The organism is Enterobacter cloacae complex sp. ECNIH7, assembly GCF_002208095.1.
In the GTDB taxonomy this organism is placed as follows: Bacteria; Pseudomonadota; Gammaproteobacteria; order Enterobacterales; family Enterobacteriaceae; genus Enterobacter; species Enterobacter cloacae_M.
This window is the reverse complement of record NZ_CP017990.1, coordinates 699,467-724,118: the sequence shown is the minus strand read 5'-3', so window position 1 is coordinate 724,118 and position 24,652 is coordinate 699,467. Positions and strand designations below refer to the sequence as shown.

Genomic DNA, 24,652 nt, shown 5'->3' with positions numbered 1-24,652 from the left:
AGTGCGTAAGTTGTCGACTAAAGCAGCGATACCCCCTGTCGGATCAAAAGCCCCGACAGGCTGGCTTCCTACAATCCGTTCATCATCCGCAGAACATTCAAGGAAGCGAATATGCCCCACTCCAGCCCCGACGCCCTGCAACAACGTTGCCAGCACATTGTGACAAGCCCGGTGTTAACCCCGGAACAAAAACGTCATTTTCTGGCGCTGGAAGCGGAGAACAACCTGCCTTACCCGGCACTTCCTGAGGCCGCACGAGCCGCGCTGGACGAGGGGTTTATCTGCGACATGTTCGAAGGCCATGCGCCTTACAAACCCCGTTACGTTCTGCCGGATTACGCAAAATTTCTGGCTAACGGTTCAGAGTGGCTGGAGCTGGAAGGCGCGAAAGATCTCGACGACGCCCTCTCGCTGTTAACCATCCTCTACCATCATGTTCCGTCCGTCACATCGATGCCGGTCTATCTCGGTCAGCTTGATGCGATATTGACGCCATATGTTAGAATTCTAACACAAGAAGAGGTCGATAGCCGAATAAAACGTTTCTGGCGCTATCTCGACCGTACGCTGCCGGATGCGTTTATGCACGCAAACATCGGGCCTGAAGATACGCCCGTCGCGCGCGCCATTCTGCGTGCCGATGCAGAGCTGAAGCAGGTCGCGCCGAACCTGACCTTTATCTACGATCCCGATATCACCCCGGACGACCTGCTGCTTGAGGTGGCAAAAAACATATGTGAATGCAGCAAACCGCATATTTCTAACGGCCCGATGAATGATAAAATTTTCACAAAAGGCCGTTACGGCGTGGTGAGCTGTTACAACTCCCTGCCGCTTGCAGGCGGTGGCAGCACTCTGGTGCGCCTCAACCTCAAAGCCATTGCTGAACGCAGCACATCCATTGAAGACTTCTTCACCCGCACGCTCCCGCACTACTGCCAGCAGCAAATTGCCATCATCGATGCACGTTGCGGTTTCCTGTACGAGCAATCTGGCTTCTTTGAGAATAGCTTCCTGGTCAAAGAGGGGCTGATTGATGCCGATCGGTTTGTGCCCATGTTTGGCATGTACGGCCTGGCGGAAGCGGTGAATACGCTCTGTGAAAAGGAGGGCATTGAAGGCCGTTACGGAAAAGACGAGCAGGCCAACGCGCTGGGCTATCGCATCAGCGAACAGCTTGCGGCGTTCGTTGAAAGCACGCCGGTGAAGCACGGCTGGAAGCATCGCGCGATGCTGCACGCGCAGTCGGGGATCAGCTCCGACTCCGGCACCACGCCGGGCGCGCGCCTGCCCTACGGCGATGAGTCGGATCCTGTCAGCCACCTGCTGGCCGTTGCGCCGCATCACAAACACTATCACTCCGGAATCAGCGATATTCTCACCCTGGAGGAGACGGTCAAACGCAATCCGCAGGCGGTGGTTCAGCTTTGCCTGGGCGCGTTCAGGGCCGGTATGCGTGAATTTACCGCCAACGTAGCGGGTAACGATCTGGTACGCGTGACCGGCTACATGGTTCGCTTGTCGGATCTGGAGAAATACCGGGAAGCCGGATCGCGCACCAATACTACCTGGCTGGGGGAAGAAGCCGCACGCAATACCCGTATTCTGGAACGTCAGCCGCGCGTGGTTAGCCATGAACAGCAGATGCGCTTTAGTTAGTCAGGTTATTCCTTTTTCCTGCGTGGACGGGCCGGGCAGCCGCCTGGCGCTGTTCCTGCAGGGCTGCAACCTGCGCTGCAAAACCTGCCACAACCCGTGGACGATCGGGCGCTGCAACGACTGCGGGGACTGCGTGCCCCACTGCCCGCACGACGCGCTAACCATTCAGGCCGGACGCGTCTGGTGGCAGGAGAGTGACTGCCAGCAGTGCGACACCTGCCTGCACCTGTGCCAGCAGCAGGCAACGCCTATGGCGCACCGCTTCAGCGTGGAAGAGATCCTCACTCATGTCCGCAAATCCTCCCCCTTTATCGAAGGGCTCACCGTGAGCGGTGGTGAAGCCACAACGCAATTGCCGTTTTTGATCGCCCTGTTCACCGCGATCAAAGCCGATCCCGCCCTGCGTCACCTCACCTGCCTGGTAGACAGCAACGGTCTGTTAAGCGAAACCGGCTGGCAAAAGCTGCTGCCGGTACTGGATGGCGCGATGCTGGATCTGAAGGCGTGGGGGAACGAGCATCACCGCTTCCTGACCGGGCGCGAAAACCCGCAGATTAAGCAGAGCATCCGCTGGCTGGCAGATCGTCACCGTTTGACGGAACTCCGCCTGCTGGTGATTCCGGAGCAGTGTGATTATCTGGAACATCTCAAACCGCTAACGACCTTTGTCCACGGACTTGGAAATGTTCCGGTACGAATCAACGCGTTTCATGCGCAGGGCGTTTACGGTGAGGCGGCATCGTGGCGCAGCGCCACGCCCGAGGACGTTGAACCGCTGGCGCTGGCGCTGGAAAAACAGAAGATAACGGTGATCCGTCCGGCGCTTTACCTATAGCGTGATGCCAAATACCGAACGGGTATTTTCCAGCAGCGCATCGGCAATCACCTCTTCAGGCTCTTTTCGCAGTTCACACAGGGTGGTAAATACGCGCGCCGCCTGTTCCGGGCGATTCGGCTGGCCCTGAAAACCATTCAGCGGCATATCCGGCGCATCGGTTTCCAGCAGAAGCGCCGACAGCGGCAGCTGTGCCATCACGTCCCGGGTTTTACTGGCGCGCGGATAGGTGATGGTGCCACCGACGCCGATTTTATAGCCCAGCTCAATAAAACGCTGCGCCTGCTGCAGGCTGCCGGAGAAACCGTGCACGACGCCCCTGCGCGGCAGATCGATGCGTTTCAGGTGCATCGCCAGCTTATCGTGCGTGCGTCTTGAGTGGAGGATCACCGGCAGATCTTGGCGCTTCGCCAGTCTGAGCTGCGCGTCGAGGATCGTCTGCTGGCGCTCAAACTGCGGATCCTCGCGATAAAGATCGAGGCCGATCTCACCGATGGCGACAAGTTTGTCTCCTGCGGTTTGCACGACCTCATCAAGCCTCTCAATGTGCTCATCAAGATGCCGCTCAATCACAATCGGATGCAGGCCGAGCGCGGCATAGAGCGCGGAGTGCCGCGCGGAAAGATCCAGCACCCAGGAAAAATAAGCCGCTTCCACTGAAGGCACAATGATGGCCTGAACGCCTGCCTCGGCCGCTTTCGCAATACTGCGTTCTTCATCCCCCGTAAACGGCGGGAAATCGAAGTGGCAATGGGTATCAATAAAGCGGTACATCACGCCAGATCCTCGTTATCCAGTAAAGCGTCATTCGCCTGCGGAATATCCACCAGCGGCGTCGTCAGGGCGTCGTTGGCGACAATCGCAGGCGGCAAAATAATGCGTTTATGGCGATGAAGCGGCGGTTGCTCCGCCAGCATTTTCCCCACCGTCGCCAGGAAGTAACGCCCGCACAGCCGCCCCGTTTTGTAATCCATGCGCAGCGCAGGGACGCGGCTGCCCAGGGCCATACTCAGCAGCGGCTTAGGCGGATAGATTTCAAAAATACGCAGCTTACCCGGCGGTTTTTCAATGAAGCGCTGCATCGCGCCGTAGGTGGTTTCATGCTGCTTCGCGATGTTCACCAGCGGCTGCAGGCTGCTGTCGCCCAACCAGCGCTCCATCCGTTTAAACCACTGCGGCGTGTAATACATTTGCGACGGTACGGTACGGATCACCACAATGGTTTTCGCCCCGCGCCGGGCGGCTTCCTGCACCGGCACCGCGTCACTGATCCCACCGTCCAGATAGCTAATGCCGTCCAGCAGGGCTCCCGTACGATAAAAGCCGGGGATCGCGCTGGAGGCGCGGATGATGTCCAGCCAGTTCTCCTTCTGAGGAGAAAAATAGCCCGGCGAATAGTCATCGCCCCGGCTGGCGCACATCCAGAACTCTTTGCCGCTATCAAACAGACGGGCAGCGGTATCCATGGCCAGCGGCATCTGGCTGGAGGTCGACTCCAGCAGCCAGTCGAGATCGATCAGGTTGCCGCCGCGCACAAAGCGCACCGGATTAAAAAATTCTTTTGCCGTGGTGTAGCGCATGATGACCTTTCGCGCATAGCCAGGCTGGTTACAGACATAGGCAGAGAGGTTCTGCGCCCCGGCAGAGGTGCCGAAGTAAAGGTCAAACGGGTTGAACTGCGCGCGCATAAATTCATCCAGCACGCCGGCGGTGAAAATGCCGCGCTGTCCTCCACCTTCGCAGACCAGCGCGAGTTGTCCTGCGCGAAACGGCTTTAACGTCAGCGGCGCAATATTGCCGAGCGTAACGGGAATTCGTTGCCCCACCTCTGCTTTCCTGTTTTGATTATTTTATAACACCACAGTAACGCACCCGACCTGTTACGCAAATAAGAAAAAGCCAGTCGCAGTGACTGGCTTTATTTTGTTGAAGGAATATTGCGTTTGCTACGGACGTCTACGACCCGTAAACAGGCTGACCAGGAACAGAATAATACCTACAACGAACACAATCTTAGCTGCCCATGCCGCTGTACCTGCCAGTCCACCAAAGCCCAATGCGGCGGCAATTAACGCGATAACCAGAAATATAATGCCCCAACGAAACATAAGCTTCTCCTTTACCATAGTTAATGTCGGCCGCTAAACGTGAGCGCTCAGGTCACTCACCGGCGTTTTTCCAGAGTCGTTCTTATTTCGCCCGCAGGTTTTAACCAGACGGGCGAATGGTCCAGATTTACTTCGTTTTCAGATCGTTTTTAACGCTTTTCACACCGTCAATCGCTTTCGCGATGGACTCGGCGCGTTCACTTTGCGCCTGCGAATCTACCGTACCGGAAAGCTGAACCACACCATCGGTGGTTTCCACTTTCACCTTACGGGACGGCACGATGTCATCTGCTAAAAGTTTAGCTTTGATTTCGCTGGTAGTAGCGGCATCACCGGCATAACCTTTCACCGACGCGTTTTTACCGTCACGTACGTGCAGCTTATCGCTGACGGACGCAACGCCTTCAACGCCCTTCGCGACTTTCACCGCCTGTTCGGCCTGAGCCTGGCTTTCCACGAAGCCGCTCAGCGTGACCACTTTCTTGTCGGTCTTAACGGAAATATCGGTACTTTTGATGGATTCATCATCCACCAGTGCGGCTTTCACTTTTGCTGTGATTGAGCTGTCGTCCATGAAGTTGCCGACTTTATTCATAGAGCTATCGATTTTTTGCCCTGCGCTATCGGCCGTGGACTGGGCTTTATCCATTGTGCTGCTTTCCGCCAGAGCGGAACCGCTCACCAGAACGCTACCCAGGGTTACAGCCAGCAGAGTTTTCGAAATCTTCAGTCTTGTCATATTCATCGATCTATTCCTGTGTTTACCCGTTATTCGGGCTACATACTTCCTTAGTAGTTTTATATATTGCGAATAAACACACGGGCAAAATGGATAACCTAAAGTCATGCATTGAACAGTTAATTTATCCACGCCCGGTGTTAAACACTGAGTTAAATATAGATCACTCTCACAGAGCCGCTTTCAGAATTGGGTAAAAAACGCGCGAATAGCGTGAAATTGCGTTGAATTAAGAACATTCCGCAAGGGATTAATAAGACAGGAATTAAAGAAGAGCACGGCGGGAGCCGTGCTCTGAGAGGGGATTAGTGCTCGCGGGTTTTACGGAACTGAACGTCAGGGTAACGTTCCTGCGTCAGGTTCAGGTTCACCATAGTTGGCGCGATATAGGTCAGGTTATCGCCGCCATCCAGCGCCAGCTGAATTTCGTTCTTACGCTTAAATTCTTCGAATTTCTTCACGTCAGAACACTCAACCCAGCGCGCGGTCGCGACGTTCACAGACTCGTAAATCGCTTCCACGTTGTACTCGCTCTTCAGACGCGCGACAACCACGTCGAACTGCAGCACGCCGACCGCGCCAACGATCAGGTCGTTGTTCGCGATTGGGCGGAACACCTGCACGGCGCCCTCTTCGGAGAGCTGAACCAGGCCTTTCAGCAGCTGTTTCTGCTTCAGCGGATCGCGTAGACGGATACGACGGAACAGCTCCGGTGCGAAGTTCGGAATACCGGTGAACTTCATCATTTCACCCTGGGTGAACGTATCGCCGATCTGAATAGTGCCGTGGTTGTGCAGACCGATGATGTCGCCCGGATACGCCTCTTCAACGTGCGAACGGTCACCCGCCATAAAGGTCAGCGCGTCGGAGATGACAACGTCTTTCCCGATACGCACCTGGCGCAGCTTCATGCCCTTCTCATACTTACCGGACACCACGCGCATAAAGGCCACGCGGTCGCGGTGTTTCGGGTCCATGTTGGCCTGAATTTTGAACACGAAGCCGGTGAATTTTTCTTCCTGCGCTTCCACTTCACGGGTGTCGGTGTTACGCGGCATCGGGCGCGGCGCCCACTCCACCAGACCGTCGAGCATGTGGTCAACGCCGAAGTTGCCCAGCGCGGTACCGAAGAAGACCGGAGTAATTTCACCGCTCAGGAACAGCTCTTTGTCGAACTCGTGAGAAGCGCCCTTCACCAGCTCCAGCTCGTCGCGCAGCTGCGCGGCCAGCTCTTCCCCGACCGCCGCGTCCAGATCCGGGTTGTCCAGACCTTTAACAATGCGCACTTCCTGAATGGTGTGGCCTTTACCGGTCTGATACAGGTAGGTTTCGTCTTTATAGAGGTGATACACCCCTTTGAACAGCTTGCCGCAGCCAATGGGCCAGGTGATGGGCGCACAGGCGATCTTTAGCTCGTTTTCCACTTCATCCATCAGCTCCATCGGATCGCGGATGTCACGGTCGAGTTTGTTCATGAAGGTGAGGATCGGCGTATCGCGCAGACGGGTGACTTCCATCAGCTTACGGGTACGGTCTTCTACACCTTTCGCGGCGTCGATCACCATCAGACAGCAGTCCACCGCCGTCAGGGTACGGTAGGTATCTTCGGAGAAGTCTTCGTGACCCGGGGTGTCCAGCAGGTTCACCAGGCAGTCGTGATACGGGAACTGCATCACGGAGGTGGTAATCGAAATACCACGCTGCTTTTCCATCTCCATCCAGTCGGATTTTGCATGCTGGCTGGAGCCACGGCCCTTCACGGTACCGGCAGTCTGGATCGCCTGTCCGAACAGCAACACCTTCTCAGTGATGGTCGTTTTACCGGCATCCGGGTGCGAGATAATGGCAAAAGTGCGGCGCTTGGCCACCTCTTGCAGATAAGGAGACAACGTCATAATTAAATCTTCTTTTATAAGCGCGGCAGCACGCCACGCATCATGGAATACAAAATTGCGGCTATTTTACCCATCAATGGGGGGCAGGCAATCATTGTTTACACAGGAGTTGCTCCAGTTCGTTCAACGACGTCACGGTCCAGGTCGGCTCGATGCCTTCAGGCTTCACGCGGCCATGCGCGTTGAGCCAGACGGTCGACAGACCTGACTTCATGCCGCCCAGGATATCTGACTCTGCTGTATCACCCACCATCAGGACGCGATCGCGGTCGGGATTTCCGGCCTGCGCCAGCGCGTAGTCGAAAATTCGCGGATCCGGCTTCGGCACGCCAACCTCTTCCGAGATCACCAGCGCGTCGAAATGATCGCGCAGGCCGGTGCGCTCGAGGCGGATCTGCTGCAGGGCGGTAAAACCGTTGGTGATGATCCCCAGTTTCACCTTGCCTTTCAACGCATTCAGCAGGGAAACCGCACCCGGCAGTGGCGCACAGATATCCGCCATCGCGTTCAGGAAGGCATCATTCAGCGTCCCCGGACTGACCTTTAAGCGTTCCGCCCAGACGTCAAAGCGCTGGTGCTGAAGTTGTAACGCGGTGATGGCACCGTTCTGGTAATCCACCCACAGCGGTTTGTTTACCGCCTGATAGTCCTGAAAATCTTCAGCGGTGAAGGTCACGCTATAGTCGAGAAACATCCGCTGCAGGCCGCCGAACGAATCGAACGTAAACAGCGTTTCGTCGGCATCAAAGAAAATCCAGTCCCATTTCATCGTTACAACCTTATATTCGTTATCCAATCGGCAGAGCCATTATGATGGCGTCTTCACGTCCCTCTGCGGTGGGGTAGTAGTTACGGCGGATTGTCGCCTCGTTAAAGCCTAAGCTTTCATAGAGCGCGATGGCGGCGACATTCGACGCGCGCACCTCCAGCCACAGGGTGAAAACGTCACGGGTTTCGAGCTCGCGAATGAGGTGCTCGAGCAGTTCTCTTCCCAGCCCACGGCGCTGAAACGCGGGATCAACCGCAATATTAAACAGCGTCGCTTCATCAAGAACAACCTGCGTGATCGCGAAGGCGGCCATGGTGCCGTCAACGTCCAGACGGAAGTTCAGATACCGTTCGCCCTGATTGCTGGCGAAGGTTTTTTCGCTCCACGGAAACGCGTGGGCGCGTGTTTCAATCGCAAACGCTGTGGTCAGGTCAGGCGTCGTGAGGGAAGAAATCGTGTTCATATTCGCAGATTTGTTGCCATAGCGCGCTGCGCGCTTTTGGGTTGGCTTTCAGTTCGTCCAGCGCTGGCGTGCAGATCTGGCTCCCCTGTAGGGGGATCTCGTTTGTTTCTCCGATACGCCAGCTGTTACAGCGGCTATCATGAGGAAGCATCGCAACACGCTCTGGCGTCAGCTGTAAAACCTGGTCGGCCGTCATCTTCAGGCTGCGAAGGACATCATCGATCAGGGGTTCATTCAGGGCAGGCAGTTCTTCCGCCACCATCACCAGGCGTACGTGCGCAGGGATGGAAATGGCGATTTCGCCCTGCAACGCCGTCGGGCGACGCAAAGCCCACTGGGTAATGCCCAGCTGCTGCAACTGCCAGTCTCGTCGGGATGTCATAGGGAAAACTCCTGTCTCTCAGGCGCGCAAATATAGCAAATGTGTCGAAAGTGCGCCATCTACCTACTATAATCCCCGCCTGAGTTTATTGAGGAACAATTCATGTCTGCATTTACCCCGGCAAGTGAAGTCTTGCTGCGTCACAGTGATGATTTCGAAGAAAGCCGTATTCTGTTTGCCGGAGATATGCAGGATGACCTGCCTGCGCGTTTCGACTGTGCTGAAAGCCGTGCCCACACCCAATACTACCACCACTGGCAGGTGCTGAGCCGCCAGATGGGCGAGCGCGCGCGCTTTAGCCTGGTGGCGGAGCAGAGCGATATCGCCGACTGCGATACGCTGATCTACTACTGGCCGAAGAACAAGCCGGAAGCCCAGTTCCAGCTGATGAACCTGCTCTCCCTGCTGCCGGTCGGCTGCGATATTTTCATTGTGGGTGAGAACCGCAGCGGCGTGCGAAGCGCTGAACAGATGCTGGAAGGCTACGCGCCGCTGAATAAAGTCGACAGCGCACGCCGCTGTGGTCTGTACCATGGCCGTCTGGAAAAACAGACAACGTTTGATGCACAGGCATACTGGGACGAGTACCAGCTTGACGGCCTGACCATCAAAACGCTGCCGGGCGTGTTCAGCCGCGACGCGCTGGATACGGGCAGCAAGCTGCTACTCTCCACCCTGACGCCGCACACCAAAGGCAAAGTGCTGGACGTGGGCTGCGGCGCGGGCGTGCTCTCTACCGTGCTTGCCAGCCATTCACCCAAAGTGCGCTTAACCCTGTGTGACGTGAGCGCCCCGGCGGTAGAAGCCAGCCGCGCAACGCTTGCCGCAAACGGCATTGAAGGCGAGGTGATTGCCAGCAACGTCTTCTCCGACATCACCGGTCGCTTCGACATGATCATCTCCAACCCGCCGTTCCACGACGGTATGGAAACCAGCCTGGAAGCGGCACAAACGCTGATCCGTGGCGCAGTCCGTCACCTCAACAGCGGCGGTGAGCTGCGTATTGTCGCGAACGCCTTCCTGGCGTATCCGAAAGTGCTGGACGAAACCTTCGGCTTCCACGAAGTGATCGCCCAGACCGGCCGCTTCAAAGTCTACCGCACCGTGATGACGCGTCAGGCCAAAAAGTAATCTCCACTCCAGCAGGCCGGATAAGCGCAAGCGCCATCCGGCTACACATGACATACCCATCGGCCATTTTTGCAGCAATCAAGGCGTAGCGCGCACTTTTCTGTTGACGTAAAGCTGAAAACATCTAGAATGCGCCTCCGTGGTTACGATACTTTTACAGTATCGATGGTATGCGAAGGTGGCGGAATTGGTAGACGCGCTAGCTTCAGGTGTTAGTGTCCTTACGGATGTGGGGGTTCGAGTCCCCCCCCTCGCACCATAAATCACAATGATATTGCTCGCACTGGGCGAAGGTGGCGGAATTGGTAGACGCGCTAGCTTCAGGTGTTAGTGTCCTTACGGATGTGGGGGTTCGAGTCCCCCCCCTCGCACCAACGAGGCGATATCAACAATAGTAAGATGACTGTGCGAAGGTGGCGGAATTGGTAGACGCGCTAGCTTCAGGTGTTAGTGTCCTTAGGATGTGGGGGTTCGAGTCCCCCCCCTCGCACCAATTATCTTACATCCCTTCTGAAGTTCCTCTTGTTTTCCCTGTTATTTCAAACTCATCAGTATCACCAGAATTCCACTGACCAGTGCTACGCATGATGGCAGTAAAACAAAGTGGCGCAGCTGCTTATGCCAGATCATGCCTGACGTGACTAACAGTCCTGACACAATGATCGCTTTCCAGGTATCAAGGGAGAGATCGGCAAACATCAACCCGCCGAGAATGGCTCCCGGTAGCAATACCCCCCAACCACTGCCAAGCGCCCTGTTCAACATGATCTGCCCTCTCACAACGATAATGATAACCAGTATCATATGACACACATTATCATTTGTCAGCTGAATGAATCAAAATCCATCGACCTTTACCTTTCCCGTAATGACAGGAATTGCCTAAGGTGATAAATTGCACACCTGTTAACAACATCTAAAGATTTTCTGATAATTACTCTTTGAGTTTTTTGCATGTTTTATTGCGAAACGGCACCTACTTATTTGTTTTAATTAAATTTTAATAAAAACGCACGACTATGACATCACAATCCTGGCGGTCTTTGGTTCACAGAAAATATCAATTGTCGTTACGTTTATTTTTATTTCTGAACGCAACCTCGGCAGTGTTCTCGGTAACAAATCCGCTCAATTCTGTACGCCTGTTATCTGCCCCACTTATTGCTATTTTCTCCATCAGCACCGGCCTGTTCGTCTGGCACTGGAGAAAGCGCGCGCGGAAGATAAATATTCCCGTTGTTTCAGGGATCTTCGGTATTTTGTGGGCCTGGCAAATTGTGTCTAAATTCGCCTTAATTACCCACGACCAAGCGACATATTTGTTAATCGCCCTATTAACGGTACTTTTTATCGGAACGCTGGCATTCGCCAGTAATATCAAAGCATTTACGCTGCACTCATTGCCCACCTTTATTGCCTGCCTGTGGCTAAGCGATCACGATATATGGCTGAGAATGACCTATTCTTTCGCACTTCCTGTGGTGGCAATTGCTATTCATAACATTTTGCAAACGCGTAACGATCGTTTTGCTCAGGAATTGCTCTCACGCCTGTTGGAAGAGCGAGAAACCCTTACCGATCTCAGCATGATGGACCCGCTTACCGGCCTCTATAATCGTCGCGGTCTGCAAAGCCGTCTGGAGAACCTGCCGACGGTAGAAAATGGCGAGCACTTTGTTCTGCTGATGGATATCGACCACTTTAAAGCCTATAACGATCATTATGGCCATATGATGGGCGACCAGGCGCTTAAGCGCGTCTCTGCGGCAATCCGCGACGCCGTGCGTTCTCGCGATATTGTGGCGCGTTTTGGCGGAGAAGAGTTTATGGTGCTGCTGACCAATATTTCTCTCGAACATGCTCGCCAGACGGCCGAGCGGATCCGTCAGAAAGTCTACGATTTGAAAATCCCGCATCTATTTAACGAGAGTGTCGCGACAAACGTCACCATCAGCATTGGTATTGCCATTTTCGAGGATGAAGACGTGGAAGGCGCGCTGGAAAAAGCGGACAAAGCCCTCTACGAAGCAAAGCATATGGGGCGCAATAACATTCTGTTGAGTGAAGAGCTGCAGACGGCGTAAACATCACGGCGGTGTCACCCGGACAAAAGTCTTGCCATTGGTATGAGCAATAGTTAGGATTGGCAATCATTATCATTTAGATTTCTATCTATACTATGGCTACGCATACCGCACACATCGTCGAACCCCTCCTCTGGCGAGCGCCCCTCACCAGCGGGAATGCTTCGCTTGCGGATGCCATACGGGATAAGATTGCGGAGACGCGTGCCCACCTGCTGGACTTTATCCGGCTTGATGAAGCGCACCCGAACCACGCCATGACGCTCTCAGAGTGGCGTCAACCAACAAAACTGCAGTCGCTGTTGGCCACCTATTCCGACCATATCTATCGCAATCAGCCCACTCTTACGCGGGAAAATAAACCACTGCTCTCTCTTTGGGCGCAGTGGTATATCGGGCTGATGGTGCCTCCCCTCATGCTGGCGCTGTTAACCCAGAAGAGCATGCTGGAACTCTCGCCGGATAATTTCCACGTCGAGTTTCACGAAACCGGGCGCGCAGCCTGTTTCTGGATTGATCTGCACGAAGACCAGAACGCGGAACGCCTGACGGCTCAGGAACGTATGGAGCGGCTTATCACTCAGGCCCTGATCCCGGTGGTGGAAGCGCTTGAAGCGACGGGAGAGATTAACGCGAAGCTTATCTGGAGCAATACGGGCTATTTAATCCACTGGTATTTAACGGAAATGAAGCCTCTGCTTGGTGATGAGAACGTTGATGCCCTGCGTCAGTCCTGTTTCTTTGCAAAACAGCTTTCCGATGGCCGCGACAACCCGTTATTCCGTACCGTCGTGCTCCGTGATGGGCTTCTGGTTCGCCGCACCTGCTGCCAGCGCTACCGCCTGCCGGACGTTAAGCAGTGCGGGGATTGCACGCTGAAGTAGTCGGCCCCGGCCTGATGTCCTCACCCACAGGGACAGGGTACAAACACTAAAAACGGCAACCTGAGTTGCCGTTTTGCTTTTAGCTAAGCCACCTGCTGATTGTCCTCTTCCGCGTTACGCTGTGCCTCTTCCGCTTCCTGCTCCAGCAGCTGTTTCTCGTACACTTTGAAGAACGGGAAGTAGATGATTGCCGATACGCAGGCCAGAACCACAACCAGAATAGCCGCGCGGAAATCCCAGCCCAGAGCCCACGCTGCGCCTATTGGCGCCGGTGCCGTCCAGGGGACCACTGAGATGACGCGGCCAATCAGGTCAAACGTCATCGCCGCCCAGGCCAGCACTGCATTTACCATCGGTGCCAGCAGGAACGGAATAAAGAACACCGGGTTCATCACAATTGGCGTACCGAAAATGACGGGTTCGTTGATGTTAAAGAAGCTGGGTACCACGCTCAAACGCCCGATAGAGCGTAAATGCGCTGAACGGCTACGCAGATAGCAAATCACCAGCCCCATCGTGGCGCCCGACCCGCCAATCACGATAAAGAACGTCCAGAACGCCTCCATAAAAATATGCGGCAGAGGCTGGCTGGCGGCCAGCGCGGTCTGGTTAGCGCCCAGGTTAGTCAGCCAGAACATCTGCAGCATCCCGGAGACGATGGCGGCTCCGTGGATCCCGGCGAACCACAGCAGATGGCCAATCAACACGGCCAGCAGGATCGCAGGCAGGGAATCCGCTGCGGAAACCAGAGGTTTAAAGACCGACATAATGGCCTGCGGGATCAGCATGCCGAACTGCGACTGAATGAGCAGGCTCAGAGGATAAAGCGTCAACACCACTACCAGCACCGGGATGAGCAGATCAAAAGAGTTTTTGATCATCGGAGGCACCTGGTCTGGCAGGCGAATACCGATGTTATGCGCCTTGAGGAAACGCATCATCTCAACGCAGTAGATCGCCACCAGAATCGCAGTAAAAATGCCCGTCCCACCCAGGCTGTCGACTGGCAGCGTGCCTTTGGTTTTCGGTGCCGCGACCAGCAGAAACGCCATCAGCGACAGCATGGCGCACATAAACGGGTCTAACTGGTGCGATTTGACATAGTGTTTGCCAAGGTTGTAGGCAATGGCGGCACAGATATAAATGGACATAATGCCCATCGTCATATCAAACGGCGTCAGGATCTGACCTTCAAACTGCTTCGCCATATCCAGCCAGGCTCGGGCGAAACCCCAGGTAGTATCCGGCGAAAACGGCGGGTATGCGAACACTAACAAAAATGAACCCACAATCATGAATGGCATCGCGGAGATGAACCCATCACGAATGGCCATGACATGACGCTGGGAAGAGATCCTCCCGGCAATCGGGCTGACGTAATTTTCAACAAAACGGAATATCAGGTTAAACGCAGCATGGTTGGCAGACATGGCAGATCTCCTGTCAGACGTTTGTTACGGGCACATTTGCGCCGCACGTTGTTCCATAAATCACCTTCACAACCTTGCTGGCTTGTGGACCAGGGGTACTGCTCAGACGGAATGGTTTCATAATTTGCTCTTATTATTGGGTACAGGGGACGTTACGTACTCAGTATTAATCGACGCATCACGCTCTGCAACCGGTTACTGTAACCGGTTTCCGTGATTGTGAAGAGGATCCAGAAATCAGCCGTTCGGGATATTTGTTACTGAAGAGATATTTACAGAGCATAAATTCTTATGACAGATTACGCAGGATATTTGTCAGGAGGAAACAATGAGTTTGCAGTCTGTACAGCAGTTTTTTGCCGACAACGCGCCGGATATAGACGTCATTGAACTTAGCCAGAGTACCGCTACCGTTGCGTTGGCTGCTGCCGCCCATCGTGTTGAACCGGGACAGATCGCCAAAACCTTGTCATTAAAGGTGAAAAATGAGGTGATTCTGGTGGTAGCGAAAGGCGATGCGCGCCTGGATAACAAAAAGCTGAAAGACACGTTTGGTGCAAAAGCGCGCATGCTCAGCAGTGATGAAGTGGTGACCATCACCGGTCATCCCGTTGGCGGCGTATGCCCGTTCGGCCTGGAAAACCCGCTCGCGGTTTACTGCGACATCTCGTTAAAGCAGTACGCCGAAGTCCTGCCCGCCGCAGGCGCAATTCATAGTGCCGTTCGTATCTCACCTGACAGAATGGCAGAGCTGACGTCCGCAAAATGGATTGATGTTTGCATCTGATTGATGCGCCAGATCCTTTCTGGCGCGCAACAGGCAGGTTATAAAAAGGTCGGCTTGCTGAGTGCCGAACTTCGCGGTTCTCTTGCAGAAAGGTGGGTAATAATATCCGCCGCATCGAGTAGCCCTACGTCAGAGTTTACCCCCAGCTTCACCATCGCATTAAACTTATGCGCCCGGATGGTCTTAATATTGCGTTCAAGCTGTGCCGCTATTTGAGGAATGGAATAGCCGCAAGACATATAACGCAATATTGCCCGTTCCGTTGGGCTTAACATTCTGCTTTGACTCCGGTACCAGTGATTCATCATATTGTCATTGATGCGCAGGGTTTCACTCAGCAATACCATGAGTTCATTCTGCAGGCGCTCAAGCGTCAGCGATTTGCTGACCACACCGTGAAGGCGTGACGGGGAAAGATGACTAATTAATCTTGCTTCCATCTCATCAGCGACCAGGATAATGCGCTGGATATGGCCATGCGTAAACGCAAAATCCCGCAGGTGCGCCAGGCAGCTACGACGCTCTTCTCGCGCATCGGAATATGAATAGATCAGCGAGAAAAAATTGATGTGCTGAAGTGCTTTCTTAAAGCTGTCAAACTCACTAAACAGATGCAGCTGATAATGATTCAGGCCGGGCATCGCAAAAAGATGCTTTAGCCCAACAGCACTCATCGTGCAATTTTCGACGATGGCGATATGTCTTGTTGAATCGGTTTTTTCCATTCCTCGAACTCTCCATAGGCTGACATCAAACTCAGCTCTCGCATTCCCTGTGTACTGTTTATCCAGGCGTACATATCGGCATTACTGCGTAATGACAGCCGTCGCATCGCACTGTTTTTCTGCGCACTGATAGTTTTATTGCTCTTCTTAAGCAATGTGGCGATTTGGTTAATCCCCCATCCTTTACCTAACAGCCGCAATACTTTGCGTTCGGAGTGCGTGAGCGCGATAACCTGTTCGTCTTCTTCCCCCGTACTTTGAGGTTCCGGGGTTAGCAACGCCTGGCTTACCCGCTCTGAGCGTTCGCTACCTGCCCGAATAGCGTTAACCAGCCCTTCAATGGGTTCAATATCAGAAAGCAACGTACTTTCCGGGCGCACAAGTAACTCAACGGCAATAGGGTTAAGCGGCCGCGAAACTAAAAAGATCCAGTGAATGTTCCGGTATTGATTCAATAAACTGAAATACTCTTCGAGCGCGCCCCGAGGATTCCAGTATTCGCCTGAAATATCGGCAATGATGACGTCAGCGCGGCGTAGCTGGAGCAGCGTTAACTCCTGCAATGAGCTGCAACAGGTCAATTCAAAATCGGGGAAATGGCGAGTCATCACGCCCCCTAATCCGTTTTGCATGACCGGTATCCGGCTAATGATAACGCTATGCTTACCGTGCAAAGACAACATAGACCCTCCGTGTCCATTCTTCATGTGATGAGTAACGTTAAAATGCATCAACGTATGAGTATTTTTCGTCCCTGAGTGTAAAGCAGGTTAATACAAGCAGAAGATGAGATGTATTCTTAGTTTAAGAAATGCCTAAACAGCAGTAATATCTCACAAAGCGAAATTAATTTTAATTGCAGTGTCATTAAAATAACTACAATATAAAATTAGAATAACTAAATATAAATAACTTATATTTTAATATTAATAATTCACCAAAATGATGAATTAATCCCAATCCCTTCCGCACTTAAGGGCAGCAACTGTTTGCATAAACCTTGATCTGACCCACAGCAAGAGGCACTGCACTTTGTGCTAAAAATAATCGCTATGGGCCAACCGGCAACTTTCCACCTTCTTCAGGACAATACATGCAGGCAGATCGGTCAACGCAGCGTGCTATCACGCGGCTATGTATTCAGTGCGGTCTTTTTCTGCTCCAGCACGGCGCGGAAAGCGCGCTGGTTGAGGAGCTTTCCACCCGGCTGGGACTGGCGCTGGGTATGGATAGCGTTGAAAGCGCTATTTCATCCAACGCCATCGTGCTGACCACGATCAAAGACGGACAGTGCCTGACCTCCACCCGCAAAAACCATGACCGCGGCATTAACATGCACGTCGTAACCGAAGTGCAGCACATCGTCATCCTTGCTGAACATAAGCTTCTCGATCTTCGTGAGATTGAAAAACGGTTCAGCCAAATTAAGCCATTACGTTATCCGCGCTGGCTTGTCGTGGTGATGGTAGGGCTGTCTTGCGCCTGCTTTTGTAAACTCAATAAAGGCGGCTGGGACGGCGCGATCGTCACCTTTTTTGCCAGCAGTATCGCCATGTATGTTCGCCAGCTGCTGACGCACCGGCAGCTGCATCCGCAAATTAACTTCTGCATTACCGCGTTTGTCGCCACCACGGTTTCCGGCCTGCTGCTGCGCCTGCCGCAGTTTGCCACTACCCCGACGATTGCCATGGCCGCCAGCGTGCTTCTGCTTGTTCCGGGCTTTCCGTTGATCAATGCCGTTGCCGACATGTTTAAAGGACACATCAATACCGGTCTGGCACGCTGGGCTATTGCCAGCCTGCTGACGCTGGCGACCTGCATCGGCGTAGTGATGGCCATGACGCTCTGGGGGTTACGCGGATGGGCGTGATAGATTTTCTGCTGGCGCTGGCACAGGACATGCTTCTGGCCGCCATTCCTGCCGTCGGCTTTGCGATGGTGTTTAACGTTCCGCAACGCGCTCTGCGGTGGTGTGCGCTGCTGGGCGCGATTGGTCATGGCTCGCGAATGGTGATGATGACCGCAGGATTTAACATCGAATGGTCGACATTTATGGCCTCCATGCTGGTTGGCAGTATCGGCATCCAGTGGTCGCGCTGGTATCTGGCGCATCCAAAGGTGTTCACCGTCGCCGCCGTGATCCCGATGTTCCCGGGCATATCTGCGTATACGGCGATGATTTCCGCGGTGAAAATCAGCCATTTTGGCTACACTGAGCCGCAGATGATCCTCCTCCTGAGCAACTTTCTTAAGGCCTCGTCCATCGTCGGCGCGCTTTCTATTGGGCTGTCGATCCCCGGACTGTGGCTGTACCGCAAACGCCCACGCGTTTGATATTTGTGTTATTTCGCTGCCATGGAGATAATCCTTCTGGTCCGTTTGGTGAAAATAAGGAAAGGATGTGGCTAACCCTGGCAGCGAACACCCCGAGCACAGCGAAGAATCCAGCCTGAAAGAGAAAATTTTTCAGAGCGCCATCGCGCTTTTTGCCGAGTATGGATTGAACGGTGCCCGCATGGAGCAGATCGCGGAGAAAGCGGGTACCACCAAACGCATGGTGGTTTACCATTTTAAGAATAAAGAGAATCTCTATCTCCTGGTTCTGGAACACGTTTACACCCAGATTCGCGCCAGTGAAAAAGCGCTAAGCCTGGCGGGAATGCCCCCCGTCGAAGCGCTGGTCAATCTGGTTGAAGCCACCTTTGACTATCATGCCGACCACCCGGACTACATCCGGATTATCTGCATGGAAAACATGCAGCGGGGCCGCTTTATGCAGCAGTCGAGCTATCTTCGCCAGGTCAACCGTAGCGCGCTCGACCTGCTGGAGGGCATCCTGCACCGGGGCAAAGAAAAGCAGCTCTTCAGCCAGACGGTTGACGCGCGCGATCTTCACCGCCTGATAAGCAGCTTCAGCTTTCACTACGTTGCCAACAGTTACACCTTTACGCTGCTGTTTGAAGACGGAGCGGATGAACAGGCTCAGCGCCAGCACTACCGCAAAATGGCCGTTCAGGTGGCGCTCCGCTACACCTGCCCATAAAATTGCTTGCAATTAAATCGCACACTACCTATATTCATCTCATGAACGCGAAAACGAACGACGCAACCGCTGCGCTCAAGCTGGATAACCAGCTCTGCTTTGCCCTTTATTCGGCAAATCTGGCGCTTAACAAGCTGTACCGGCAACTGCTGGCACCGCTGAACCTGACTTACCCGCAATATCTGGTAATGCTGGTGCTGTGGGAGCAGGATGACGTCACGGTGTCGGACATCGGCGAACGCCTGTTTCTGGACTCTGCGACCCTGACGCCGCTTTTGAAGCGGCTGGAAAGTGCCGGGTTAATCAACCGTCATCGTTCACGCAAAGACGAACGCCAGGTCGCCGTCACCCTGAGTGAAGCGGGACGTGAACTGCAGCAGCAGGCATTGGGTATTCCCCATGCGGTGGGTTGCGCGGCGCAGTGTGATACCGACACTTTGCTGGCGCTCAAACAGCAGCTCGAACTTTTGCGACAACAGCTACACCGCGCGTAAAGCTATACTTTATGCGTGATTATCACCCATATATATCGCACGCTATTTAATAGCACACATTAAAGCAAGATGAGGAACCTGCCATGTCTTTAGAAAAAGTTGTTTATACCGCCAAAGCAAAAGCAACCGGTGGCCGTGACGGCCGCGCGACATCTTCCGATGGCGTACTGGACGTAAAACTGGGCGTGCCAAAAGAGATGGGCGGCATGGGCGGAGAAGTAACTAACCCTGAGCAGCTGTTTGCTGCGGGCTACTCTGCCTGCTTCCTGGGCGCGATGAAGTTCGTGGCCGCACGCGACAAATTCACCCTGCCAAAAGATGCCTTTATTGAAGGCGAAGTGGGTATTGGACCGCTGCCAACCGGTTTTGGTATCGAGGCAAAACTGAACATCCACGTTGAGGGTATGGATCCCGCGGAAGCTAAAAAGCTGGTCGATGCGGCGCACATTGTTTGCCCGTACTCTAACGCGACCCGCGGCAACATCGACGTGACCCTGAATATCATCGCGTGATAAATGCCTGATGGTGCTGCGCTTATCAGGTCTATGACTGTAGCCCCGGTAAGCGCAGCGCCACCGGGGAAATCCCCTCCTTCCCTTTCCTCTCTCTGTGCTACCATAAGCCCATATCACGCCCGTAGTAATCAGTAGAGTAAGCGTTATGTCCTCCAGAATTCTGACCACCAGCATTGCTGGCATTGATGCCTTTATGCGCGACCCACGCGGTGTGTTGACCCATGCCGAAGGCGGCACGGTTGCGGTATTTGCCGACAACGCGCCGGCGTTCTACGCAATCACGCCGGAACGCCTGGCGCAGCTTCTGGAGATTGAAGCGCAACTGTCACGCCCGGCGAGCGATATCACGCTGGACAACCAGTTCTTTGATGAACCGGTTAACGTCCCCTTGACCGTTCCGATGGGAAAATTTGCCCTGTACGCGGGCTGGCAGCCGGATGCGGATTTTCAGCGGCAGGCCGCGCTGTGGGGCATTGCGCTAACCCAGCCGGCCACCGCGGAAGAGCTCGCCGCGTTTACCGCCTGGTGGCAGGCGGAAGGGAAAGTCTTCACCCATATTCAATGGCAGCAAAAGCTCGCGCGTCATCTTCAAATTACCCGCGCCGGCAACAACGGCCAGCCCAAACGCGATATCAACGCGTTTTCCGAACCGGATAAACAGATCCCCAGCGGATTCCGAGGTGCGAAATGAAGAACGTCGGCGACCTGATGAAACGTCTGCAAAAAATGATGCCTGCCAACGTGAAGCCCGCGTTTACCACGGGTGAAGAGCTTCTGGCGTGGCAAAAAGAGCAAGGTGAGATCCGCGCCGCCGCGCTCGCCCGGGAAAACCGGGCGATGAAAATGCAGCGCACCTTTAACCGCTCCGGTATACGTCCCCTGCACCAGAACTGCTCGTTCGATAACTATAAAATCGAGACCAGCGGGCAGATGAACGCCCTTGCCGCCGCCCGTCAGTACGTGGATGAATTCGACGGCAATATCGCCAGCTTCATCTTTAGCGGCAAGCCGGGCACCGGAAAAAACCACCTTGCAGCCGCTATCTGCAACGAGCTGCTTCTGCGGGGTAAATCGGTTCTTATCATCACCGTGGCCGATATCATGTCCGCGATGAAAGATACCTTCAGCAACCGCGAAACCAGCGAAGAGCAATTGCTCAACGATCTGAGCAATGTTGATTTACTGGTCATCGACGAGATTGGCGTTCAGACAGAATCCCGCTATGAAAAAGTGATCATCAACCAGATTGTCGACCGCCGCTCCTCGTCCAAGCGCCCCACCGGCATGCTGACGAACCACAATATCGACGAGATGACCCGCTTACTGGGTGAACGCGTCATGGACCGCATGAAGCTGGGTAATAGTCTTTATGTCATCTTCGACTGGGAAAGTTACCGCAGCCGCGTTACCGGCAAAGAGTATTAAGACAGTTCCAGGAATCGCCGCCAGGGCATAGGTATATACTGGAACCCCTTCGGCCCAAAACGGACCTTTTTGAGAGAGCCATGATGAAAAAACAGATTCTAATCAGCACCTTTTTAGGCGCGCTGCTGGTTACCGGCGCAGCGCAAGCGGCGTCCTGGCAGGAGTCCCTGTCAAGCGCGGCAAATGAGCTGACCAAAGAGAGCAGCAGCTCTCAGGGTGGACTCTCCGCCTCTTCCCTCACCAGCCTGCTGGGCAGCAGCTCTCAGAGCCTCAGCGCGGGCACGATGAACAACGCGGCGGGGATTCTGGAATATTGCGCGAAGCAAAAGCTGGCCTCCGTGACCGACGCGCAAAACGTGAAAAACCAGGTGCTGGGTAAACTGGGTCTGGATACTCAGGAGCAAAAAGCGGACACCAACTATATGGACGGCATTCAGGGCCTGCTTAACGCGCAGAACGGACAGCAGCTTAACCTGAGTACCCTCGGCAACTCTTCTCTGGCCAAACAGGTGAAAACCAAAGCCTGCGATCTGGTGCTGAAACAAGGCGTTAATTTCATCTCCTGATCCACCCCATTTTATGCCACAACACGCCGCGTTTAATGCGATAGTCTTGCAACGCGGCGCTAAACGAGCGTTTTTCCTGGTTGCCACCGTCTCAGCGTCCGTTTGTCAGGATGCGACCTTCTTCATAAAAACGATTTTCTAAACCAAATCCTAACAACAGCACACTTTCGTGACACTAAAATTGCAGCTTAACGACATCGCAATTACATTGTATGACCCAAAAAATAAACAGTTAGCCAGCGAAGCACCTGGCGTCATGAGGATATGCTGTTGTCAGAATTCATGTCTCTTATCCTTTTTCTGGCTTCTGTCGGCGTTTACGCCTGGAAAGCCGGCCGTCACACCTGGTGGTTTATCGCCACGCTGGTAGTACTCGGCATTTTTATTATTTTAAACATTACCTTATACGCCAGCGACTATTTTACCGGTGACGGTATTAACGATGCGGTGCTCTACACGCTGACGAACAGCCTGACGGGCGCGGGCGTGGGCAAATACATTCTTCCGGGGCTAGGCCTTATCGTCGCGCTGGTGACGATTTTTGGCGCGCTGGCCTGGGTGCTGCGCCGACGTCGCCATCACCCGCACCATCATGGCTATAGCATGCTGGCGTTGTTCCTGGCGCTGGCCTCCGTCGACGCCAGCCCGGCGTTCCATCAGATCACCGAGCTGGTGAAATCCCAGTCTCGCGACGGCGATCCGGATTTCGCGGCTTACTACAAAGAACCGTCCAAAACGATCGCCAGCCCGAAGCTCAATCTGGTCTACATCTACGGTGAAAGCCTGGAGCGCACGTACTTTGATAACGATGCCTTCCCCAACCTGACGCCGGACCTGGGCGCGCTGAAAAATGAAGGTCTCGATTTCAGCCACACCATGCAGCTGCCCGGCACGGATTATACGATTGCCGGTATGGTTGCCTCCCAGTGCGGTATCCCGCTGTTCGCGCCTTTTGAAGGTAACGCCTCAGCCTCAATGTCGACGTTTTTCCCCCAGAATATTTGCCTCGGCGATATCCTGAAAAACTCCGGCTACGAAAACTATTTTGTGCAGGGGGCAAACCTGCGCTTTGCCGGAAAAGACGTGTTCCTGAAATCCCACGGTTTTGACCACCTGTATGGCTCAGAAGAGTTAAAAACGACGGTTGCCGATCCGAGCTACCGCAACGACTGGGGCTTCTATGACGATACGGTACTCGACGAAACCTGGAAGAAATTCGAGGAGCTTTCCCGCGCGGGCAAGCGTTTCTCCCTCTTTGCGCTGACGGTGGATACCCACCATCCGGACGGGTTCGTCTCGCGCAGCTGCAAACGCAAAAGCTACGACGTGGACGGCAAAAACAACAAGTCCTTCAGCGCCGTCACCTGCAGTCAGGAGCACATTGCCGCGCTGGTCGAGAAAATCAAAGCCTCGCCCTGGTTTAAAAACACCGTCATCGTCGTTTCGTCTGACCATCTGGCGATGAAAAACAGCGCCTGGGATCGGCTCAACAAGCAGGACCGCAGCAACCTGTTCTTTGTCCTGCGCGGCGACCAGCCGCAGCAGGAGGTAATTGCCACCAAACGCAACTCCATGGATAACGGCGCAACCGTGCTGGACATTCTGGGCGGCGACAACTTTATTGGCCTGGGCCGCAGCACGCTGTCGGGACAATCCCTGTCGGAAGTGTTCCTCAACATGAAGGATAAAATCCTCGCCTGGAAGCCAGACATTATCCGCCTGTGGAACTTCCCGAAAGAGATGAAAGACTTCACCGTCGATCGGGATAAAAATACGATTGCCTTCTCGGGCAGCAGCTTCCGTCTGCCGCTGCTGGTGCGCGTGTCGGAGGGGCGCGTCGAGCCGCTGCCGGAAAGCGAATATTCTGCGCCGCTGCGCTATCAGCTGGCCGATTTTGCCCCACGCGATAATTTCGTCTGGGTCGACCGGTGTTACAAAATGGGCCAGCTCTGGTCGCAGCCGCTGGCGCTTTCTACCGACTGGTGCGTCTCTCAGGGCCAGCTTGGCGGGGAGCAAACCGTGCAGCACGTGGATAAAGCCCAGTGGAAAGGCAAAACCGCGTTCAACGATACGGTGATTGATACCGCGCGCTATCAGCACAACATCGACATGCTAAAAGTCAGCGATAATGATATTCGCTACAAAGCGGACAGCTTTATCTTTAACGTGGCCGGCGCGCCCGAGGAAGTGAAGCAGTTTAGCGGCATCTCGCGTCCTGAGTCCTGGGGACGCTGGTCAAACGCGCAGCTGGGCAACGAGGTGAAAATTGAGTACGCCCACCCGCTGCCGGAACAGTTCGACCTGGTGATCACCGCCAGAGCGTATGGCCCTAACGCTAACAAGCCCGTACCCGTGCGCGTGGGCGATCGGGAGCAGACGCTGACGCTCGGGAACGACGTGAGCACGCAGACGCTGCATTTTGAGAATCCTTCGCGCAGCAATACCCTGGTGATCGTGCCGCCGGACCCGCAGTCCACGAACGAGGGAAATATCCTTGGGCACTCACCGCGCGAGCTCGGGATCGGCATGGTTGAAATCAAAATCGTCAGCAAAGCGGGTTAACACGCGTCGCGCCCGGCGTGCTGTCGGGCGCTTATGAAAATAAATAATCCTATATAATGCTTATAAATTAGATAAAAACACTTTATATAAGCCATTTTTATCTATAAATATCCCGCCAAAATACAAATCCATAAAATGTGCGGCTCCTGAAATCAC

At 54.2% G+C, this 24,652-nt stretch carries 27 protein-coding genes and 3 tRNA genes; 18 read left to right on the top strand and 12 right to left on the bottom strand.

From position 1 onward, the window contains the following. Nucleotides 1-111 precede the first annotated feature (111 nt). Nucleotides 112-1,659 (top strand): YjjI family glycine radical enzyme, encoded by a 1,548-nt coding sequence (locus WM95_RS03550; RefSeq protein ID WP_063409715.1) that lies wholly within the window; start codon nucleotides 112-114, stop codon nucleotides 1,657-1,659. Then, nucleotides 1,634-2,494, top strand: coding sequence for a YjjW family glycine radical enzyme activase (locus WM95_RS03545; RefSeq protein ID WP_063409716.1), 861 nt, complete (start codon nucleotides 1,634-1,636; stop codon nucleotides 2,492-2,494). The genes WM95_RS03550 and WM95_RS03545 overlap by 26 nt, the downstream gene beginning before the upstream one ends. Here WM95_RS03545 and WM95_RS03540 read toward each other — a convergent pair. The 8 genes from WM95_RS03540 to WM95_RS03505 form a co-directional block, all read right to left on the bottom strand. Next, entirely contained in the window at nucleotides 2,489-3,271 is a 783-nt protein-coding gene (locus tag WM95_RS03540) for a TatD family hydrolase (RefSeq protein WP_063409717.1), read from the bottom strand. The two genes, WM95_RS03545 and WM95_RS03540, sit on opposite strands and share 6 nt — an antisense overlap. Next, entirely contained in the window at nucleotides 3,268-4,320 is a 1,053-nt protein-coding gene (locus tag WM95_RS03535; protein WP_023310316.1) for a patatin-like phospholipase family protein, read from the bottom strand. Before WM95_RS03535 ends, WM95_RS03540 begins: the two co-directional genes overlap by 4 nt. A gap of 120 nt (nucleotides 4,321-4,440) precedes the next feature. Next, nucleotides 4,441-4,602 carry a DUF1328 domain-containing protein gene (locus tag WM95_RS03530; RefSeq protein ID WP_003856556.1) on the bottom strand — a complete coding sequence of 54 codons (162 nt, stop codon included), beginning with the start codon at nucleotides 4,600-4,602 and terminating at the stop codon, nucleotides 4,441-4,443. A 127-nt stretch (nucleotides 4,603-4,729) separates the two neighbouring features. Next, nucleotides 4,730-5,347, bottom strand: a complete 618-nt coding sequence (osmY, locus tag WM95_RS03525; RefSeq protein ID WP_045355076.1) for a molecular chaperone OsmY — start codon at nucleotides 5,345-5,347, stop codon at nucleotides 4,730-4,732. 299 nt (nucleotides 5,348-5,646) lie between these two features. Continuing rightward, a complete protein-coding gene (gene prfC, locus WM95_RS03520) occupies nucleotides 5,647-7,236 on the bottom strand; it encodes a peptide chain release factor 3 (RefSeq protein ID WP_063409718.1) in 1,590 nt (529 codons plus the stop codon). Nucleotides 7,237-7,327: 91 nt separating this feature from the next. After that, nucleotides 7,328-8,005, bottom strand: a complete 678-nt coding sequence (gene yjjG, locus WM95_RS03515; protein ID WP_023310313.1) for a pyrimidine 5'-nucleotidase — start codon at nucleotides 8,003-8,005, stop codon at nucleotides 7,328-7,330. Between the two features lie 19 nt (nucleotides 8,006-8,024). Then, nucleotides 8,025-8,468 carry a ribosomal protein S18-alanine N-acetyltransferase gene (rimI, locus tag WM95_RS03510; protein ID WP_047742882.1) on the bottom strand — a complete coding sequence of 148 codons (444 nt, stop codon included), beginning with the start codon at nucleotides 8,466-8,468 and terminating at the stop codon, nucleotides 8,025-8,027. Beyond that, on the bottom strand, nucleotides 8,437-8,850 hold the full coding sequence (locus WM95_RS03505; protein WP_063409126.1) for a DNA polymerase III subunit psi: 414 nt from the start codon (nucleotides 8,848-8,850) through the stop codon (nucleotides 8,437-8,439). Before WM95_RS03505 ends, rimI begins: the two co-directional genes overlap by 32 nt. 102 nt (nucleotides 8,851-8,952) lie before the next feature. Between WM95_RS03505 and rsmC the strand changes: the two genes are divergently transcribed. From rsmC to WM95_RS03485, 4 genes are all read left to right on the top strand, one after another. Further along, nucleotides 8,953-9,981 carry a 16S rRNA (guanine(1207)-N(2))-methyltransferase RsmC gene (rsmC, locus tag WM95_RS03500; RefSeq protein ID WP_063409127.1) on the top strand — a complete coding sequence of 343 codons (1,029 nt, stop codon included), beginning with the start codon at nucleotides 8,953-8,955 and terminating at the stop codon, nucleotides 9,979-9,981. A gap of 172 nt (nucleotides 9,982-10,153) precedes the next feature. Beyond that, a tRNA-Leu gene (locus tag WM95_RS03495) sits at nucleotides 10,154-10,240 on the top strand. A 28-nt stretch (nucleotides 10,241-10,268) separates the two neighbouring features. Next, a tRNA-Leu gene (locus WM95_RS03490) sits at nucleotides 10,269-10,355 on the top strand. Between the two features lie 33 nt (nucleotides 10,356-10,388). Next, nucleotides 10,389-10,474, top strand: a tRNA-Leu gene (locus WM95_RS03485). A 41-nt stretch (nucleotides 10,475-10,515) separates the two neighbouring features. Here the strand turns inward: WM95_RS03485 and WM95_RS03480 are convergent. After that, nucleotides 10,516-10,785 carry a DUF1435 domain-containing protein gene (locus WM95_RS03480; RefSeq protein ID WP_032660829.1) on the bottom strand — a complete coding sequence of 90 codons (270 nt, stop codon included), beginning with the start codon at nucleotides 10,783-10,785 and terminating at the stop codon, nucleotides 10,516-10,518. Between the two features lie 215 nt (nucleotides 10,786-11,000). Between WM95_RS03480 and WM95_RS03475 the strand changes: the two genes are divergently transcribed. Together WM95_RS03475 and fhuF are read left to right on the top strand one after the other, a co-directional pair. Further along, nucleotides 11,001-12,065: a GGDEF domain-containing protein gene (locus WM95_RS03475; RefSeq protein WP_063409128.1), complete on the top strand. Its 1,065-nt coding sequence runs from the start codon at nucleotides 11,001-11,003 to the stop codon at nucleotides 12,063-12,065. Between the two features lie 95 nt (nucleotides 12,066-12,160). After that, the gene (fhuF, locus tag WM95_RS03470) at nucleotides 12,161-12,949 is read left to right on the top strand and encodes a siderophore-iron reductase FhuF (RefSeq protein ID WP_063409129.1); all 789 of its coding nucleotides are present in this window, start codon (nucleotides 12,161-12,163) and stop codon (nucleotides 12,947-12,949) included. An 83-nt stretch (nucleotides 12,950-13,032) separates the two neighbouring features. Here the strand turns inward: fhuF and WM95_RS03465 are convergent, their stop codons facing one another. After that, the gene (locus WM95_RS03465) at nucleotides 13,033-14,379 is read right to left on the bottom strand and encodes a PTS sugar transporter subunit IIC (RefSeq protein WP_023310306.1); all 1,347 of its coding nucleotides are present in this window, start codon (nucleotides 14,377-14,379) and stop codon (nucleotides 13,033-13,035) included. A 328-nt stretch (nucleotides 14,380-14,707) separates the two neighbouring features. Between WM95_RS03465 and WM95_RS03460 the strand changes: the two genes are divergently transcribed. Next, nucleotides 14,708-15,166 carry a YbaK/EbsC family protein gene (locus WM95_RS03460; protein WP_063409130.1) on the top strand — a complete coding sequence of 153 codons (459 nt, stop codon included), beginning with the start codon at nucleotides 14,708-14,710 and terminating at the stop codon, nucleotides 15,164-15,166. Between the two features lie 38 nt (nucleotides 15,167-15,204). Here WM95_RS03460 and bglJ read toward each other — a convergent pair whose 3' ends face one another. Both bglJ and WM95_RS03450 read right to left on the bottom strand, forming a co-directional pair. Then, nucleotides 15,205-15,840 carry a DNA-binding transcriptional activator BglJ gene (gene bglJ / locus WM95_RS03455; protein WP_063409131.1) on the bottom strand — a complete coding sequence of 212 codons (636 nt, stop codon included), beginning with the start codon at nucleotides 15,838-15,840 and terminating at the stop codon, nucleotides 15,205-15,207. Then, nucleotides 15,837-16,574 (bottom strand): helix-turn-helix transcriptional regulator, encoded by a 738-nt coding sequence (locus WM95_RS03450; protein ID WP_063409132.1) that lies wholly within the window; start codon nucleotides 16,572-16,574, stop codon nucleotides 15,837-15,839. The genes bglJ and WM95_RS03450 overlap by 4 nt, the downstream gene beginning before the upstream one ends. Nucleotides 16,575-16,984: 410 nt before the next feature. On the opposite strand from WM95_RS03450, the gene WM95_RS03445 reads away from it, so the two are divergent. The 9 genes from WM95_RS03445 to opgB all read left to right on the top strand — a co-directional run bounded on the left by WM95_RS03445 (nucleotide 16,985) and on the right by opgB (nucleotide 24,496). Beyond that, on the top strand, nucleotides 16,985-17,761 hold the full coding sequence (locus WM95_RS03445) for a threonine/serine ThrE exporter family protein (RefSeq protein ID WP_023310303.1): 777 nt from the start codon (nucleotides 16,985-16,987) through the stop codon (nucleotides 17,759-17,761). Then, nucleotides 17,752-18,225 (top strand): threonine/serine exporter, encoded by a 474-nt coding sequence (locus WM95_RS03440; RefSeq protein WP_023310302.1) that lies wholly within the window; start codon nucleotides 17,752-17,754, stop codon nucleotides 18,223-18,225. Before WM95_RS03445 ends, WM95_RS03440 begins: the two co-directional genes overlap by 10 nt. 67 nt (nucleotides 18,226-18,292) lie before the next feature. Then, entirely contained in the window at nucleotides 18,293-18,934 is a 642-nt protein-coding gene (locus WM95_RS03435; protein WP_023310301.1) for a TetR family transcriptional regulator, read from the top strand. 41 nt (nucleotides 18,935-18,975) lie between these two features. After that, complete coding sequence (locus WM95_RS03430; protein WP_023310300.1) at nucleotides 18,976-19,428, top strand: MarR family winged helix-turn-helix transcriptional regulator; 453 nt, start codon at nucleotides 18,976-18,978, stop codon at nucleotides 19,426-19,428. An 83-nt stretch (nucleotides 19,429-19,511) separates the two neighbouring features. Then, nucleotides 19,512-19,940, top strand: coding sequence for an organic hydroperoxide resistance protein (locus WM95_RS03425; RefSeq protein WP_023310299.1), 429 nt, complete (start codon nucleotides 19,512-19,514; stop codon nucleotides 19,938-19,940). 148 nt (nucleotides 19,941-20,088) lie between these two features. Continuing rightward, nucleotides 20,089-20,634 (top strand): primosomal protein DnaT, encoded by a 546-nt coding sequence (gene dnaT / locus WM95_RS03420; RefSeq protein WP_023310298.1) that lies wholly within the window; start codon nucleotides 20,089-20,091, stop codon nucleotides 20,632-20,634. Further along, the gene (gene dnaC, locus WM95_RS03415) at nucleotides 20,631-21,368 is read left to right on the top strand and encodes a DNA replication protein DnaC (RefSeq protein WP_023310297.1); all 738 of its coding nucleotides are present in this window, start codon (nucleotides 20,631-20,633) and stop codon (nucleotides 21,366-21,368) included. The genes dnaT and dnaC overlap by 4 nt, the downstream gene beginning before the upstream one ends. 83 nt (nucleotides 21,369-21,451) lie before the next feature. Next, nucleotides 21,452-21,934: a DUF2501 domain-containing protein gene (locus WM95_RS03410; protein WP_072263112.1), complete on the top strand. Its 483-nt coding sequence runs from the start codon at nucleotides 21,452-21,454 to the stop codon at nucleotides 21,932-21,934. Nucleotides 21,935-22,204: 270 nt separating this feature from the next. Next, entirely contained in the window at nucleotides 22,205-24,496 is a 2,292-nt protein-coding gene (gene opgB / locus WM95_RS03405; protein ID WP_063409143.1) for a phosphatidylglycerol--membrane-oligosaccharide glycerophosphotransferase, read from the top strand. Nucleotides 24,497-24,652 lie beyond the last annotated feature (156 nt).